Origin of the sequence: Sedimentitalea sp. XS_ASV28, assembly GCF_041224545.1 — a bacterium.
In the GTDB taxonomy this organism is placed as follows: domain Bacteria; phylum Pseudomonadota; class Alphaproteobacteria; order Rhodobacterales; family Rhodobacteraceae; genus Sedimentitalea.
Window position 1 is genome coordinate 47,184 of sequence record NZ_JBGFGP010000126.1, and the last position, 14,532, is coordinate 61,715.

The following is a 14,532-nucleotide window of genomic DNA, read 5'->3' on the forward strand; positions in this document are numbered from 1 at the left end:
GGTCCCTGCGCCGTCACGCGGCGGACAACGCAATTCAATCAGGAAACCCTGCGGCGGAGAAGCACATTGAGCGCCTCGATGGCGACCACCATCACCACCACCGCGATCGTGACGCTGGCGGCCTTGTCGTACTGGAAGGACCGCACGTAGGTCTGGATGTAAAAGCCGATGCCCCCCGCGCCGACGATCCCGAGGATAAGCGATTCGCGCAGGTTGAGCTCGAAGCGGAAAATCGTGTCGCGCGCCACCACCGGCGCCATCTGCGGCCAGATCGCGTATCTCAGGCGCACCAGCGGCCCCGCACCGGCGCTTTCCAGCGCCGCGATCGGGGGCCGAGCGACGCCGTCGATAGCCTCGGCATAGAACTTGGCCAGCATGCCCGTGGCGTGAAAGGCGACCGCAATGATGCCGGGCAGGGGGCCAAGCCCGACCGCGCCCACCATCAGCATGGCGACCAGGATCAGCGGCACCGCACGGATGATCGCCAGCAGGCTTCGAAGCGGCCGGTGGATCGCGGCCGGCGCCATGGTTTCCGAGGCGAGGACGCCAAGCGGCACCGACAGAAGCACCGAGCCGAGCGTACCGAGAATGGCGATGCGTAGTGTCTCGGCGCTGCCCTTCACGATCTCGGCGGTAACGGTCGGGTCGGGCGGGATCATCCGGCCGATGAAATCGGCGATCCGGGGGCCCGCTGACAGGACCCGGGCGATGTCGACTTCGGTGGTGATAAACGACCACAGCACAGCCGCCCCGATCAGCGCCCCGGCCAGAAAGCCCGAAAATCCACGGTCCGCCATCAGTGCACGACCTGAAGCCGCGCGGCGACCGTGGCGTCGTCGTCGCGGTAAAGCGCGGCCTCGTCGCCCTCGGTCAGGGCATCGGCCGGCAGGTCGAAAAGAACGCGCCCGTTGCGCATGCCGACGACGCGGTCGGCGAAGCGGCGCGCAAGTTCGGGCTGGTGCGAGGAAAAGACCGTGGTCGCGCCGCGCGACCGCCCGGCCTCGGTCAGAAGCCCTAGAATGTCGGCGGCCCGCGCCGGATCGAGGTTCGAGACCGGTTCGTCGGCAAGGATCAGCTTCGGTTCCTGCGCCAGACAGCGGGCGATCGCCACCCGCTGACGCTGGCCGCCGCTCAGCGTGTCGACCCGGCGGTCGGCCAGATCGGCGATGCCGCAATCCTCAAGCGCGCGGCGGACGATCGCGGCGTCATGTGCCGCCGGACTTCCGAAAAGCGCGCGCGCCGTGCCCATCCGCCCCAGCCGGCCGTTCAGGACGTTGCGTCGGACGCTCGACCTTTCGACCAGCGCGAATTCCTGAAAGATAAAGCCGGTGTCGGCGCGGTCGCGGCGCGGCGGCGCACGGTCCGGCGACAGCGCCGCGCCCAATACCGCGACCCGCCCGCGCCATCCCCTCAGCCGGCCGTCGAGCAGCGTCAGAAGCGTGGTCTTGCCGGCGCCCGAAGGGCCCAGCAGGGCAAGGGTTTCGCCGTCGCCGCCGGCAAGGTTCACCGACGCAAGCGCAGGGATGTCCGCGCTGGAATGGGCAAAGCTCAGATCGCCGATCTCGATCGCGCGGGTCATTTCAAGAGCCCGTGCGCGCGCGCCATCGCGCGGACCCCGTCATAGGCCGCGGTGTCGGCGGGCACGTAGCCGTCCGGCCCGTAAAGATAGCGTAGCAGCCCCCGGTTTTCGGGCGCGTTGAGACGCAGCATCGCCGCGACGAAACGGGCCGAAAGTTCGGGGTCGAGTCCCGGGCGCGCGATCACCACATGGCTCGGGATCGCCGGGCTTTCGGCGATCCAGGTCACCTCGGCCTGCTGTGCGGGCGTCAACAGCAGATCGGCGTATTGGCTGGCGCCGGCGGCATCGACCAGACCCGCCGCCATCGCCTGCATCGCCTGCTGATAGCCACCGGCAAAGTAGATCTGACCGAAGAAAGCGTCCGCCGCGCCCGGTCCGTCGATCAGCCCCGCGCGCTGAAACTCGGCCAGCGGATAGAGGTAGCCCGATTCCGAAATCGGATCGGCAAAGGCGATATCGCGGCCTTTGAGGTCCGCCAGCGCCCGGATCCCGCTGTCGCGGCGCACGAAGACGCGGCCCGTATAGTTTGCCGCGCCTCGGTAGACTTCCGACAAGAGCGGCACGGCACCGATCTCGGCCTCGGCCAGCACGAAGGGCAGCGCGCCCATGAAGGAAATGTCGGCGTCGCCGTTTCTCAGCGCCTCGACGGCGGCGGCGTGGTCGATGGTGACAAAACCCTCGACCGGGTGGCCGATCCGCTGCGACAGCCAGCCGGTGATGGCCGCTATGTCGCCCAGAAGCTTTTCGGGGTTTTCCTGCGGGATGAAGGCCAGCCGCAGCGGCGCGCCCTGGGCGAAGGCGGGCAGCGCCTGCCCAAGCGCCGCGGCCGCGGTCAGGGTCAGCGCCCCGCGTCGGGTGATCGGCCCTGTCATCAGAACGCCTCGGCCTCGATGGCCCCGGCCTGGGCCTTGAACGCCTGCCACTCCGCCTCGGCATCTGCCCAGTCGCCGCCGCGCACCGCCACGCCGACCGCCGCCAGCCGGTCGGCCAGCGCATAGACCTGCGGCCGCGCGGCAAGGTTCGCCATGGTGCTGGCGTCCAGCGCAAGGTCGCCCGCCACGGTATCGGTCAGAAGCAGGATGTGCTGTGCGTCGCGCCGCGGCAGCAGCGTGTCCAGCGTCGAGGCGAAGGTGGTCAGTTCCGCAAACGCCAGCCGGAAGGGCGTGTTTTCGGCGTCGAACGCCTCGTATGGGTCATCCGCCCCGCCGACGGCTTCCAGATAGGCGGTCAGGTCTGCCCGTTCATCGGCGCCAAGGCCAAGGCCTTTGGTGGCGTCGAACCAGTCGACCACGGCGGCCAGCGTCGGCAGCGACCCGTCGTGGAAATAGGGCGCGGTATAGGCCGCCCCCAAGAGCGTCGGCGTGTCGAAGGCCCCCGACCGCGCACCGTCGTAGCCCGGCGGGGCCGAACCGATATCATGCGCCAGCCGGTCGATGAAATTGGCCGAGGGCTGGTGGCAGGTCGCGCAGGACTGCCCGCCCAGGCCGGCGAAGGGGCGGTTGAAGATCGCCTCGCCCCGGCGCGCGGCGGCCGGGGCCGCATCGCTCAGGCGCCCATCCGCGGCCAGCATCGCATTCGGCAGGAAATCGAATTCCAGCATATAGGCCATCAGCGCATCCAGCATGAAGGGCGTCGGTTCGGCCCCCGCGAACTCTCCCACGATCACGTTGCGGGTAAATTCGCGCAGGCCCGCGACGCGCCCGTCGCGGCCGTAGGGCGCGGTGAAACGGATGCCGCGCAGGCTGGGCGTGTCGACCGGGTCGTCGCGCCGGTCGTTGGCGATCGGGTTGAAAAAGGGGCTGTCGACGTCCATGCCGCCCGCGGCGTGGCTGAGACCCGGCACGAACAGGCGGTTGTTGGCTTCGGACCGGTTGTGGCAGGTGGCGCAGGAAATCCCCAGATCGCGCGCCGGCGCGCCGAAGATCTGCGGGCTGTCGAACAGCATGTCGCCATAGGCCACCAGCGGCAGGTCGGCCTCATCTATGCCTTCTTCCTCGAACCGCAGCACCAGCCGCGGCAGCGGGTTCTGGGCAAAGATGTCGCTGCCGGGCGGCAGGCTGGGCGGGACCGTCACAGCGCGCCCCGAGACCGCAACGCTTTCGGGCACCGCACTCAGGCTCGCGCGCGGCGCGAATGCGGGACGAAGGTAGTTATCGGCCAGATAGTCCGCGATCACGGTTCGCGCGGCCTCTGCCGCCGCGGTGTCGGGTTCGCTCGCCCCCGCACCCAGCACGCCGGCACGGCCGAGGCTGTTGCCCAGTTCAAGCCATGCGCGGCCAAGCCTGCGGGCGGCCTCAGCGTCGGCGGCGGCAATGCCATCGGCGAAGGCGCGGTAAACCTCGCGGGCCGCGTTCATCGAACGTTGCGCGACGGCGGGGTCTTCGGCGGCAACGGCGCGGTCAAGCTCTTCGGTGATCCGCGCGGCGATCAGACGGGTCGCGGCGGCGAAGGTGGCCTGCCGGTCGCGCGCGCCGATCGCGGCGACAAGCGGGCGCGTGTCCAGCGTGCTGAGGGTTTCAAGCCGGTCCAGTGCGCCCGATGCAAAGGCCGAGCCCCGATAGGGCTTTTCCCACGCAAGGCGGATGTCGTCCCAGGGGACCGGGGCCAGATTGCCCAGAAACAGCGTCAGCCGGTAGGCCGCGGCCTCGGGCAGCCAGGGCGCCTCTTTGGTTGGTGTCGCGGGCGCGGGACCGGCCGCCACCGCCAGCCCGATGGCCGCCGCCAGCACCCTGCCAAAAAAACCTCGCCGAACCACGTTCGATATCCGATCAAAGTTAGACACGGCTAACATATCTACCCAAAGCAAATAAGTTGTCAATCCGTCGTTGCTGGGGCAGTCTCGCGAAATGACGAACCTTCGGTCAAAGTCCCGTGAAGTCTTCGCCCCCGGCGATCTTTCGCCCGAAACCCAGGCCGAGGGTTTCGCCCTGGTGCGGCAGGCCCACGAAAGCGAGATGGCCGAGGATTATGTCGAACTGATCGCCGAACTGATCGAGACCTTCGGCGAGGCACGCCCGGTCGATATTGCCGAACGTCTTGGGGTCAAGCCGCCGACGGTCACCAAGAACATATCCCGCCTCAAGGCGGCGGGCCTGGTGCGGCGGGAACGCTATCGGTCGATCTTTCTGACCGAGCACGGCCAGCAACTGGCGGATGCCTGCCGGCGTCGGCACCGGATCGTGGTGGCGTTTCTGAAAACCTTCGGGATTGACGACGACACCGCCGAGCGCGACGCCGAGGGGATCGAACACCACGTCAGCCGGGAAACGCTTAAAGCATTCGAACGCCATCTGATCGACAAGGGCTGACAAGAGCTTCAGTGCCGAGGTCGAATCTTCATGCGTCGGTCGAGGAGGGTGTGATGATCGCAGCCGTCATGACCACGGCGAAGCGAAGTTTCCAAAAGCGTAGCACTGCCAAGGCGGCGCGGCCCTGCGACCAACATGCCGGGCTTGAGGCGACGCTTCGATGTTTCAACTGCTGTGCTTGTGGCCACGCGCAACCCACGCTTGCTGCAGGAGAAGAAGCAATACGCCGCCGACCACCGCGACGTCCGAAAGATTGAACGCAGGCCAGTGCCAGTCACGGACGTAGAAATCCAGAAAATCCGTCACCGCGCCATAGCGCAGCCGGTCGGCCACGTTGCCGAGTGCGCCGCCGATCACCAGCCCGTAGGCCAATGCCTCGAGGTGGTCAGTCGCCCGCGCCATGAGCACCGCGAGCCAGACCACGATGGCGAGCGCGAGGGCCGCGAGCGCCCACCACGGCACGCCACCCAAGAGGCCGAAGGTCACGCCGTCGTTGCGCAGAAAGACCAGTTTGAAGCCCGGAAAGACCGGGACGCCGCCGGCGAGAGCTGCGCTGTTGGCGCTGACTACGGCCTTGGTGGCTTGGTCGGCGCCCAAGGCTGTGGCCATTCCGGCAAGGCCGGTGGTTCGGGTGAACATGATCTGCATCCTTCCAGGCGTTTTTGTCGCCCGCGTCTTGGTTAGTCCGACGGCGCCCTAGCTGCCGTAGCGGTGTTTTGCGGGCCGGTTGCGTCGGCCCCGAGGATCGGCACTTCGATCGTCAGATCGTCCCCGTCGTAGAATGTCAGGCGAAGCGACAGCGTCGTGCCCTCGACTAGCGACCTTTCGAGGTCGATCAGCATCACATGCGGACCGCCGGGTTCGAGCGTCGCCGACGCGCCCGGTTCCACCCGCAGTTCCGGTATTGCGCTCATGCGGGGCGCGCCGGTCGTGTCAGAACCGATCTTGTGCAGCGTCTCGATCGAGGCGACATCGGCGCGAACACCGATCAGATCGATCGTCCTTTCGCTCGTGTTGCGCAGAGTGAAATAGACCTCCGCCGCGCCGCCAAGCTCACCGGCCGCGCGGGTCCAGGCATTTTCGACAAGCAGATCGTCGCCAACCAACCGCTGCTGCACCAGGGCAGCTGTGGGAAACAGCAGTGCATGTAACGCCACAACAATGCCGGCCAGCCTTGCTTTCATCTTGGCACCTCGCGGATATCAGTTGACGCCAGCGCGCTGGCAGGCAGATCAGCGGCCACCCTGGCTCAAAATAGGATCTCCAGCAGGTAGAGGTTCAAGGCGAAATTCTTTTCCCGCACATTTTTTCTTGCCCTCCTGGCGCGCCCGACATCGAGCGCCGAGGAAAACCACCGCTGAGGGACGCTAACTGCTGGCTGCGCGTTGTATTGGGATGACGCAACGATATGATGCGCGGCAAAATCCGGAAGGAATTTCCATGATCGAATGGCTGTCGAGAACCTCAGGTCACGGACGAAAACGCACGCTTTGGATCGTGCTCACGCTGAATGTCGCGATCGCCACCGGGTTTTTTGTCACCGGAAGTATCGGCGATTCCAGCGCGTTGATCGCCAATGGGCTCGACAACACTTCCGACAGCCTGGTCTATGCTATCAGCCTTTTCGCCCTTTACCGTTCCGCTCGATGGAAACGCGTCGCCGCGAACCTATCGGGCGGACTGTTAATCCTGTTCGCGGTGGGAATTTTGGCGGATGCGGTGCGCCGCTACTATACCGGGTCGGAGCCGTTGGGGCCGATGATGATCTCGATGGCGCTGATCGCGGCGGTCGTGAACGGCGTCAGTATCTGGCTGCTGGCGCGACTGCGCGATCCGGATGTCAACATCCGCGCCGCCAACACTTTCAGCTTGAACGATTTCATCTCGAACGCGGGTATCCTCGTGGCCGGCGGCCTAGTCTGGTGGCTTGGCACCAACTGGCCCGATCTCGTGGTCGGTATCGCGGTGGCGGGCATCGCCGCATGGGGCGGGTTCGACATCTTGCGCGATGCGCGTGAAGAGTATCGTTGCGCTGCTTACGACGATGGGAAAAACCAGAGTACATAGTCAGTAGGTTCCCAATGACGGCAGAAGAAATCCAGCCAGCGCCAACTGAGGGTTTGGCGCCGGCATTTCAATTCAGAGAGACAACGAAAACCCCCGTTCCGATAATCAGGCCGAAGATGGTCAGGGCGCCGAGACCCAGCAGCAGGCCGAGCCGGTTACGCGCCGACACCTGCCCGCGGCCCACCTGATCCGGCCCGGCGGTCACCGGCGCCGGCCCCGCGATGCCATGCCCGCGGCGAAGGCGTTTCTCTTCGGTGAGATTCCAGCCGTAGACCACGATGACGATCGCGACGATCGCCATCATGCTCGCCGGCACCCAGAGAATGAAGCCGCCCGCGGCCTCGTCGGTCAACGGCGCAATACCGAAGAGCCGCCCCTCTATGTCATAGGCGGTGTAGAGGACGGTGGTCTTGAAGACCGTGATCGCGCCGAGAAGGATGTTCGACACGATGACCATAAAGAGCAGGGCGATGCGCAGGAAATGCGGCGGTGCGGTTGGCAGGTCGCGCCGGTCGAAGATCATCGCGAAGAACAGGAAGCCGGCGGCAAGCATCGTCAGGTGCATCGCCCAGTGGATCAACGGGGCGCGCAAGGCGGAGTTGTGGATTGCCGGAACCTGCCAGACATAGAGCGACAGCAGGAACAGAAGGAAGGCCGCGACTGGGCCGGTCAGACGGCGGTAGAGGCCCGAGACCGCGCCATTGGCCATGACTGGCGCGATGATGCTCCTGCGCAGCGCCTCCGGCAGGCCGGCGGTGAGCACACCCTGCGGGCGGGAGAGCACGACCAGCATCGGCCCGATCATGCGCAGCAGCAGATGCTGGATCTGATGCGCCAGGAACAGCCGCTCGCCCATCGGGTCGACGGGCGATTGCAGCGACAGAAAGAGCGCCAGCATGCCGCCCGCGAAGAGGGTGTGCCGGACAGCCGAGACCGGCTGCGCGACCGAGTGGCGGCGAACCGCGCCCCGGACATAGATCGTCAGGATCACCAGGATCGGGCCGCTGATTTCGGGCGTCAGGCTCCAGGACGACCATGCGGATGCCGCCGACAAGCCCTCGCCACCGTGGGCCAGCGCGGCAGCCGGCAAAAACACGGCCGCCGCAAGGATCAGCCGGTCAGGCAATCGGCGAATTGGGCGGGCTTTGGCGGGCAAAAGCGCTTTGGGTGGCATGTCGATCACCGGCCGCTAGAACGCGTAGATGATCGTGGCACCGGTGATCATCACGGTCGCGAACATGGCGGCCGAGACGAGCGCCAGCGTCCGGCCCATGCGCCGGTTGGGCTCCGTTACCTTGAGACGCAATTCATGCGCGGTTTCCGGGAATTCGAGCGCGGCTGCATTTGATCCGCTCCAGTTGTGTCGCGCATTCCAGCGCCGGACCTCGGCCGCGTTCCAGCCGTTGAAGACCAGGATGATTGCCGCGATTATGACGAAGGACGACGGCACCCAGATGGTGTAGCCGCCGGTGGTCTCGTCGGCCATCGGAGCGAAGTTCCAGAGCCGCCCGGAGACATCGTAGGCGGTGTACAGCACCTTCTCCTTCATCGTTGTGAGCGACCCGAGCAGGATGTTCGTCACGATGATCCCGACCAGCGCCAAAAGCCGCAGGCTTTGGGTGGCGGCCTCGGGCGCATCGCGGCGGTCAAACACGACCGCAAAGAAGTTGAGACCTGCCAGCACCATGCCGGCATGCGCCACCAGTACTAGCGGCGGCCTCGAAACGGCAGCGTTGTGCAGCGCCGGAACCTGCCAGAAGTAGAGCGCGGCGATGAGCAAGATGAAGCTGACATCGAGGCGGGTCAGGGCGCGAACTGCCACTCGCGTCGCGGGACGGTCACCGAACCGCGCTAGCCCGTGCCGCACCCCGCGCGGCAGCCCGGCCCGCAGGACCGGCCAGGGATGCGCGAGAACGATCAGCATCGGCCCGAGCAGCCGGATCGCCAGGTGTTGAACCTGATGCGCAAAGAAGAGCCTTTGCCCGGCGCCCGCCAGCGGGCCCTCGAAGGCGAGGGCCAGCATCAGCGTCCCGGCGGCAAACAGACCGTGCCGGATGGGGCCGGCGCGCTCGCCCACCAGCCGCGGTCGGCCCGTGCCGCGCAGGTAAAGCCAGGCCAGCCCGACAATCGCCACGAGCGCAACCGGAGAGAGAGCCGGTCCGAACGGGTCGAAGAGAATATCGCTCATGGTTCTTCCCGGACCGGGCAGAATGAACCTGCGGCAGACCGCAGACAACCACAATCCGGCGATCGCTGGTGCCCTCGATGGGCCGCCCCGCCTCCGGTGCCTGGCGTTTCGGCGGCACTGTCAACCATCATTGCGGAAGAGCAGCCTCAGTTGCCGGGATAGGAAGCGTAGACCTGCTGGCTCCGGTCGAGGTTCACGAAGACCACGTCGAAGGCCTCGCGTTCGTTGCCGTATTCCATACCGGGCGACCCGGTGGGCATCCCGGGCGTGGCGATCCCCAACCCGGCGGGGCGTTCTTCCAGCAACCGGATTATCTCCCGGGCCGGAACGTGGCCCTCGACTGTGTATCCCGCGACGGTGCCCGTGTGGCAGGCCCAGAGATCATCGGAGAAACCGGAGGCCTCCTTTGCGGCATAGAGTTCCTCGCCCGAGACGTTGCGTACGTTCAGCGTGAACCCGGCCTCCTGCATGGCCGCAACCCAGCCGCCGCAGCAACCACAAGACGCCTGCTTCAGCACCTCGATGACAGGCGCCTCCTGCGCCGCCGCCACGCTCGTCATCGCGAGCAGCAATCCGCCCGCCATCAGTGTTCTTTTCATGATCGTCTCCCGAAATCTCGGCTGAACCGGTCAGCCATGCTTTCCGGGCCTTTCTGCAACCTCAAGCAACTTTAGGTTCAAGCGCAGAAGCCCTCCTGCGCTGGAATGTCGCGCAATCTTTCGTGTCAGTTGCCCGGATAGGAGCTGAAAACCTCGGTCGCCCCGTCCCGGCCGATCAGAAAGACGTCGAACGCCTCGCGGCCGTCGCCGAAATCCATGCCGGGCGAGCCGATCGGCATTCCCGGCACCGCCAGACCGACGGCGTCGGGCCTTTCGTCAAGCAATTTCCGGATGTCCGCAGCGGGCACATGGCCCTCGATCACATACCCTTCCACCACGGCAGTGTGGCACGAGACCATTTTTGGCGGCACGCCCATGTCCAGTTTGTACCGGACCAGCAGCCCGGCGAACATATCGTCGCCCTCTGGCGCAAATCCGCTTTCTTCCATCCGCTCCATCCAGGCCAGACAACAGCCGCAGCCATTGGTTTTCTTCACATCCATCGGCGTGCCCTGAGCAAGTGACTGGCCGGCCGCCAACATGGTCAGAATTGCTGCGAGAATGGTCCTTGCGGTTGTCATGTCGCGTCTCCTTTGGTCGAAAGCGTGAACCGGGCACCCGTATCGGCTTCGGCGGCACCGGAAAACCGCCGGCGCGCCTCGGTCAACCGGCGCAGGGTGTCTGTCGCGGTGCGGTCATCGACCAGACCGGCGAGGCGCTCATCACCCATAGGATCCACCGGCTGCCCTTCCAGCCGGACTTCGTAATGCAGGTTCGGTCCGGTCGCGAGGCCCGACGAACCGACCGCTCCGATCCGGTCGCCGGCCTCCACGCGGTCGCCAATGTCAAGGCCCTCTGTGAAAGCTGACAGGTGCGTATACATGGTCGTCATAGACGGTCCATGCGCGATTTCCACGACGCGGCCGTAGCCGCTTCGATGCCCCACAAAAGACACCCGCCCCGGCGCCGTGGCAAATACCGCGGTGCCGCGCGGCGCCGCGAAATCCACGCCCTTGTGCATTCGGATGTCGCCATACACCGGATGTGTGCGGCGGCCGAAGACCGAGGTCAGCCGCGCGCCGACCACGGGCGGGGAGAAAGCTCTCAGCCGCTCGCCATTGCGGAACACCGTCGCAGAACCGCCCGCATCCAGATCGCGTACGAATTCGAACAGGGCATCTCCGAGGCCCAGTTCGGCATATTTCAGCTGCGGCGCGCCCACGCGGGACCCGTCTGGCAAACGCGCCTCGCGCCAGAGCAACCGGAGCGTCTCGCCGCCACGCAGATCGCGCCGGAAATCCACGGCGCCACCAAGCTCCGCCGCGAGATCGACCGCGAGGCTGGCCGGCGCCCCGGCCCGATCGAGAGAGGCGAATATCGAGCTGTCCACAGTGACCGTCGCGGTGAGCTCGAACGTTTCGAGGTCCGGGGCTACGGTCCGAACTACCGGCTCCTCTTCGAGCAGGACCAGCACCTGCTCGCCGCTGGGGACTGAAAGAACCACCTGATAGGGGCGGCCGTCCGGATAGCTTTGCACCGCCACTTCGTCGCCCGGGCGAAGGTTTGCCAGATCGTACTGGGTCTGCATTGCGCGGGTGAAGGCTTGCCGCTGGGCGGCTGGCAGGCCGGCGCGGCGCAACACGCCGTCAAGGGTGTCGCCCGGCCCTAGAACCGCCGTCCAGGGCGCCAGCAGCGGCGGCATGGGTGTGACAAGGGCCGTATCGGCGGCCGGCGGGGCAGGCAGGAACGCTGGTGTCGGAAGTTCAGGGGGTGGCTCGCTCGAAGCCAAATCCACCGGACTTTCGTCGCCGACCCGGAGCACCCGAAGCACCACCGCTGCGTCCGAATAATCCGGCCCCGGTGGCAGCACGCGGTCGGACGCCAGCCAAGCCGTGGACGCCCCGGCAAGAACGCCTCCGGCCAGCATCGCGGCGATCCAGCGCAACCTCATGTCTGCCCTCCATCATCCGTCTCCAGGGCGCGGCGAAGTTTCGGTACGGCGAATTCCCTCGGTTCGTGATAGTCGATCGTTGAAACGAAGCGTCCGCCGGCATCGAACACGAATACGCTGGCGGTGTGGTTCATCGTGTAGCCGCCCTCGACCGGCACCTTTTCGTAGATCACTCGAAAACCCTCTGCCGCCCTGGAAATCTCGTCCGGCGATCCGGTCCAGCCACGGAGCGCCGGGTGGAAATAACCGACGTATTCTTTCATCGCCGAGACTGTATCGCGTTCGGGGTCAACGGTGATGAAAACCACATTCATGCGTTCGGCATCCGCGCTGAGCTCGTCCAGCCAGCCGGAGATGTCCGCAAGTGTCGTCGGGCAGACGTCCGGGCAGAAGGTAAAGCCGAAGAACACCATGGTCGCGCGACCGATGAGCGTCTCGGGGCCCATGGCATTTCCCTCGTGGTCGGTCAGGCGAAAGTCCATCGCCGACAGCGCGAAGGAACGCTGCCCGCCGGAATCCGGCCCGCCGGGGCCGTCCACCCGCCACCAGCCCACGAAAAGCGTCAGGCCAAGGGCGCCGGCGCCGGCCGCGCCGTATCCGAGCATTTGGCGCCGCCGCATCAGCCCTCCGGCCCGCGTGCCGCGATGCCAAGGATCGGCACGTCGACCACCAACTCGCCGCCGTCGGAAAAGACGAGCGTTAGCTGGAACCTGTCGCCCTCAGCCATCGGCCGTTGCAGGCGCATCAGCATGGCGTGCAGCCCGCCCGGCTCCAGGGCGACCGTCTCACCGGGCCCGATCTTGATATCGCCTACCGGAGCCATGGAGCTCACGCCCTGGTCGTTGGTCGATGTCCGGTGGATTTCCGGCATCATCGCGATGTCGGTGCGGATTTCGGTCAGCGTCACCGCTTCGTCGCCGGTATTACGGATCTTCATGTAAGCTGCACCCGGGCGGTTGGTTCCGATCGAGGCGCGCGACCACGCGCCTTCGACGACCACGTCTTCCGATCCGGCCAGAACGGGTCCGGAGAGCGCGACGGTCAGCAAGAGCGCAGTCACCGCCCCGGCAAATGTGGTTCTCATTGCGAGAGTTCCTTTCGTTTCCCCGCAGCGCGGGTCTAGCTCTGCGCCGCCGCGACTTCGGCCGCCACAAGACGCCGCAATTCGTCCGCACCGAACGGATCGAGCGGCTTGCCGTTGACGAAGAACGTCGGCGTCTGTCGCACTCCGACGGCCTCTACATCAGACCTGTCCTGGTTCAGTACCGCCACGACATCAGGCATCCTGATCTGCGATTCGGCCGCGTCCACGTCCAGCCCGACCGACCCGGCGATTATCATGATCCTTTCGGCCGCGGGCGCTCCGTGAGACGCCCAGAGGTTCTGTCGCTCCAGCAAGGCCTCGAGAACGGGGATGAACACACCTTGCAGACGGGCCGCCTCGAGGGTCTTGATCGCGACTTCCGAACCTTCGCCGTGGAAGGGCGTATAGCGGATCACCACCCGAACTTCGTCGGGATATTGCGCCATGATGTCCTTGACGATCGGGTGGAAGGCACGACAGGCCTCGCAGGCCGGGTCAAAGAACTCGACGATCGTCACCGGCGCGTTTTGCGGGCCGAGCACGGGCGAATAGGGCCTTTCGAGCATTTCCATGACTTCCGGCGCGACCGTGGCGGCGCCCTCCGGGGGGCCTGGTCGGGTTACCCACCAGGTGGCACCGCCGAATGCGCCTGCGGCGACTGCGGCCGTAGAAAGGATCAGGGTTCTTCGGTTCATTTGTCGGACTCCGGTTGCGCCGCCATCAAAAGGAAGATGATGGCGGAGAAGGCGGCGAGGGAAAGCAGGGGGATCGGCATGCCGAGGAACAGCTGGTTCTCGTCAGTGCACGAGGGGCCGTCCGTCGTGCAGGGCTGAATCGCCTCCGGTATGAGCCCGATGAAGAGCCCAAGGTGCCAGAGCGCAATCCCGGCACCGATGATCGCCAGCGGTAAGGCATAGATTCGAATGGTGAAATCGGCACGCCAAGCGGCGATGCCGAGGATGACGGCCAGCGGAAACATGAACGCCCGCTGATACCAGCACAGGATGCAAGGAGTTTGACCGAGCACTTCGCCGATGAAGAGGACGGACAGAGTCGCGATCAGAGCAACCGCCCAGGCTGCAAACAAGGCCAGTTCCCCAGAAGCCCCTGTCTTCATGACTCGAGCCTCTCATTAAGGTCGGCAAGAATTTCCTCGGCGGGTGTGCCGTAGGCGTAGGCCGTGACATAGGCACCATCGGGGCCGAACAGGAACAGTTGCGAGGAATGGCTCATCGAGTAGCCATCCAGGGCGGCGGCCTCTTCGATCTTCTCGTAATAGATGTAGAAAGACCGCGCCGTCGCGGATATCTGCGCCGACGTTCCTGTCAGGCCGACGATTCCCGCCTCGAAGCGCGGAACGAATTCCGCCAGCGCGGCGGGCGTGTCGCGCTCGGGATCGACCGAGATGAACAGGGGCTGGACCCGCGGGGCGCCGCTCTCGCCCAACTCGTCCATGACCGCGGCCACTTCGGCCAGCGTCGTCGGACAGATATCGGGACAATTCGCGAAGCCGAAGAAGACCAGAAGCCAGCGGCCCGCGAAATCTTCGTCCGTGCGGACCATCCCCTGGTGGTCGGTCAACTCGAAGTCGGCCCGAAACGCATCGGTCTCGCGCGAGGGTTCCGTTCCGAACCGGTCGTCGCGCCAAAGGATCGCAAAGGCCAAACTCAGGGATACGGCCCCGGTGATCCCCCACAGAATCCATCGAATGGTCTTCAGCCGCAATGATTCGCCCCGCCTCGCTATCCTTGAGGGG

18 protein-coding genes are annotated in these 14,532 nt (G+C 65.8%); 2 read left to right on the top strand and 16 right to left on the bottom strand.

Features of this window, described 5'->3' with window-relative positions; translation table 11 throughout:
- Nucleotides 1-38: 38 nt before the first annotated feature.
- Genes phnE through AB9K34_RS10560 form a run of 4 tightly spaced genes read right to left on the bottom strand, consistent with a single transcriptional unit; the run spans nt 39 to nt 4,334 of the window.
- Nucleotides 39-797: a phosphonate ABC transporter, permease protein PhnE gene (phnE, locus tag AB9K34_RS10545; protein WP_369954384.1), complete on the bottom strand. Its 759-nt coding sequence runs from the start codon at nt 795-797 to the stop codon at nt 39-41.
- A complete protein-coding gene (locus AB9K34_RS10550; protein WP_369954385.1) occupies nt 797-1,579 on the bottom strand; it encodes a phosphonate ABC transporter ATP-binding protein in 783 nt (260 codons plus the stop codon). The genes phnE and AB9K34_RS10550 overlap by 1 nt, the downstream gene beginning before the upstream one ends.
- Nucleotides 1,576-2,451: a phosphate/phosphite/phosphonate ABC transporter substrate-binding protein gene (locus AB9K34_RS10555; protein WP_369954386.1), complete on the bottom strand. Its 876-nt coding sequence runs from the start codon at nt 2,449-2,451 to the stop codon at nt 1,576-1,578. The genes AB9K34_RS10550 and AB9K34_RS10555 overlap by 4 nt, the downstream gene beginning before the upstream one ends.
- On the bottom strand, nt 2,451-4,334 hold the full coding sequence (locus tag AB9K34_RS10560) for a cytochrome c peroxidase (protein WP_369954387.1): 1,884 nt from the start codon (nt 4,332-4,334) through the stop codon (nt 2,451-2,453). The genes AB9K34_RS10555 and AB9K34_RS10560 overlap by 1 nt, the downstream gene beginning before the upstream one ends.
- Before the next feature lie 91 nt (nt 4,335-4,425).
- Here AB9K34_RS10560 and mntR point away from each other — a divergent pair, with 91 nt between their 5' ends.
- Entirely contained in the window at nt 4,426-4,887 is a 462-nt protein-coding gene (gene mntR / locus AB9K34_RS10565; protein WP_369954388.1) for a manganese-binding transcriptional regulator MntR, read from the top strand.
- A 165-nt stretch (nt 4,888-5,052) separates the two neighbouring features.
- On the opposite strand, the gene lspA is transcribed toward mntR, so the two are convergent.
- The gene (gene lspA / locus AB9K34_RS10570) at nt 5,053-5,526 is read right to left on the bottom strand and encodes a signal peptidase II (RefSeq protein WP_369954389.1); all 474 of its coding nucleotides are present in this window, start codon (nt 5,524-5,526) and stop codon (nt 5,053-5,055) included.
- A 41-nt stretch (nt 5,527-5,567) separates the two neighbouring features.
- Nucleotides 5,568-6,071: a copper chaperone PCu(A)C gene (locus tag AB9K34_RS10575; RefSeq protein ID WP_369954390.1), complete on the bottom strand. Its 504-nt coding sequence runs from the start codon at nt 6,069-6,071 to the stop codon at nt 5,568-5,570.
- 256 nt (nt 6,072-6,327) lie between these two features.
- On the opposite strand from AB9K34_RS10575, the gene AB9K34_RS10580 reads away from it, so the two are divergent.
- Nucleotides 6,328-6,954 carry a cation diffusion facilitator family transporter gene (locus AB9K34_RS10580; protein ID WP_369954391.1) on the top strand — a complete coding sequence of 209 codons (627 nt, stop codon included), beginning with the start codon at nt 6,328-6,330 and terminating at the stop codon, nt 6,952-6,954.
- 67 nt (nt 6,955-7,021) lie between these two features.
- On the opposite strand, the gene AB9K34_RS10585 is transcribed toward AB9K34_RS10580, so the two are convergent.
- The 10 genes from AB9K34_RS10585 to AB9K34_RS10630 form a co-directional block, all read right to left on the bottom strand.
- On the bottom strand, nt 7,022-8,128 hold the full coding sequence (locus AB9K34_RS10585; RefSeq protein WP_369954392.1) for a cytochrome c oxidase assembly protein: 1,107 nt from the start codon (nt 8,126-8,128) through the stop codon (nt 7,022-7,024).
- A gap of 15 nt (nt 8,129-8,143) precedes the next feature.
- Nucleotides 8,144-9,142, bottom strand: a complete 999-nt coding sequence (locus AB9K34_RS10590) for a cytochrome c oxidase assembly protein (RefSeq protein WP_369954393.1) — start codon at nt 9,140-9,142, stop codon at nt 8,144-8,146.
- Nucleotides 9,143-9,288: 146 nt separating this feature from the next.
- Nucleotides 9,289-9,741 (bottom strand): DUF411 domain-containing protein, encoded by a 453-nt coding sequence (locus AB9K34_RS10595; RefSeq protein WP_369954394.1) that lies wholly within the window; start codon nt 9,739-9,741, stop codon nt 9,289-9,291.
- A gap of 125 nt (nt 9,742-9,866) precedes the next feature.
- Nucleotides 9,867-10,283, bottom strand: coding sequence for a DUF411 domain-containing protein (locus tag AB9K34_RS10600; RefSeq protein WP_369954424.1), 417 nt, complete (start codon nt 10,281-10,283; stop codon nt 9,867-9,869).
- A 35-nt stretch (nt 10,284-10,318) separates the two neighbouring features.
- Nucleotides 10,319-11,692, bottom strand: coding sequence for a M23 family metallopeptidase (locus AB9K34_RS10605; protein ID WP_369954395.1), 1,374 nt, complete (start codon nt 11,690-11,692; stop codon nt 10,319-10,321).
- Entirely contained in the window at nt 11,689-12,312 is a 624-nt protein-coding gene (locus tag AB9K34_RS10610; protein WP_369954396.1) for an SCO family protein, read from the bottom strand. The genes AB9K34_RS10605 and AB9K34_RS10610 overlap by 4 nt, the downstream gene beginning before the upstream one ends.
- A complete protein-coding gene (locus AB9K34_RS10615) occupies nt 12,312-12,776 on the bottom strand; it encodes a copper chaperone PCu(A)C (RefSeq protein ID WP_369954397.1) in 465 nt (154 codons plus the stop codon). The genes AB9K34_RS10610 and AB9K34_RS10615 overlap by 1 nt, the downstream gene beginning before the upstream one ends.
- A 35-nt stretch (nt 12,777-12,811) precedes the next feature.
- Nucleotides 12,812-13,471, bottom strand: a complete 660-nt coding sequence (locus tag AB9K34_RS10620; RefSeq protein WP_369954398.1) for a DsbA family protein — start codon at nt 13,469-13,471, stop codon at nt 12,812-12,814.
- Nucleotides 13,468-13,893: a disulfide bond formation protein B gene (locus tag AB9K34_RS10625; protein ID WP_369954399.1), complete on the bottom strand. Its 426-nt coding sequence runs from the start codon at nt 13,891-13,893 to the stop codon at nt 13,468-13,470. The genes AB9K34_RS10620 and AB9K34_RS10625 overlap by 4 nt, the downstream gene beginning before the upstream one ends.
- Nucleotides 13,890-14,501, bottom strand: a complete 612-nt coding sequence (locus tag AB9K34_RS10630; RefSeq protein WP_369954400.1) for an SCO family protein — start codon at nt 14,499-14,501, stop codon at nt 13,890-13,892. Before AB9K34_RS10630 ends, AB9K34_RS10625 begins: the two co-directional genes overlap by 4 nt.
- Nucleotides 14,502-14,532: the final 31 nt, after the last annotated feature.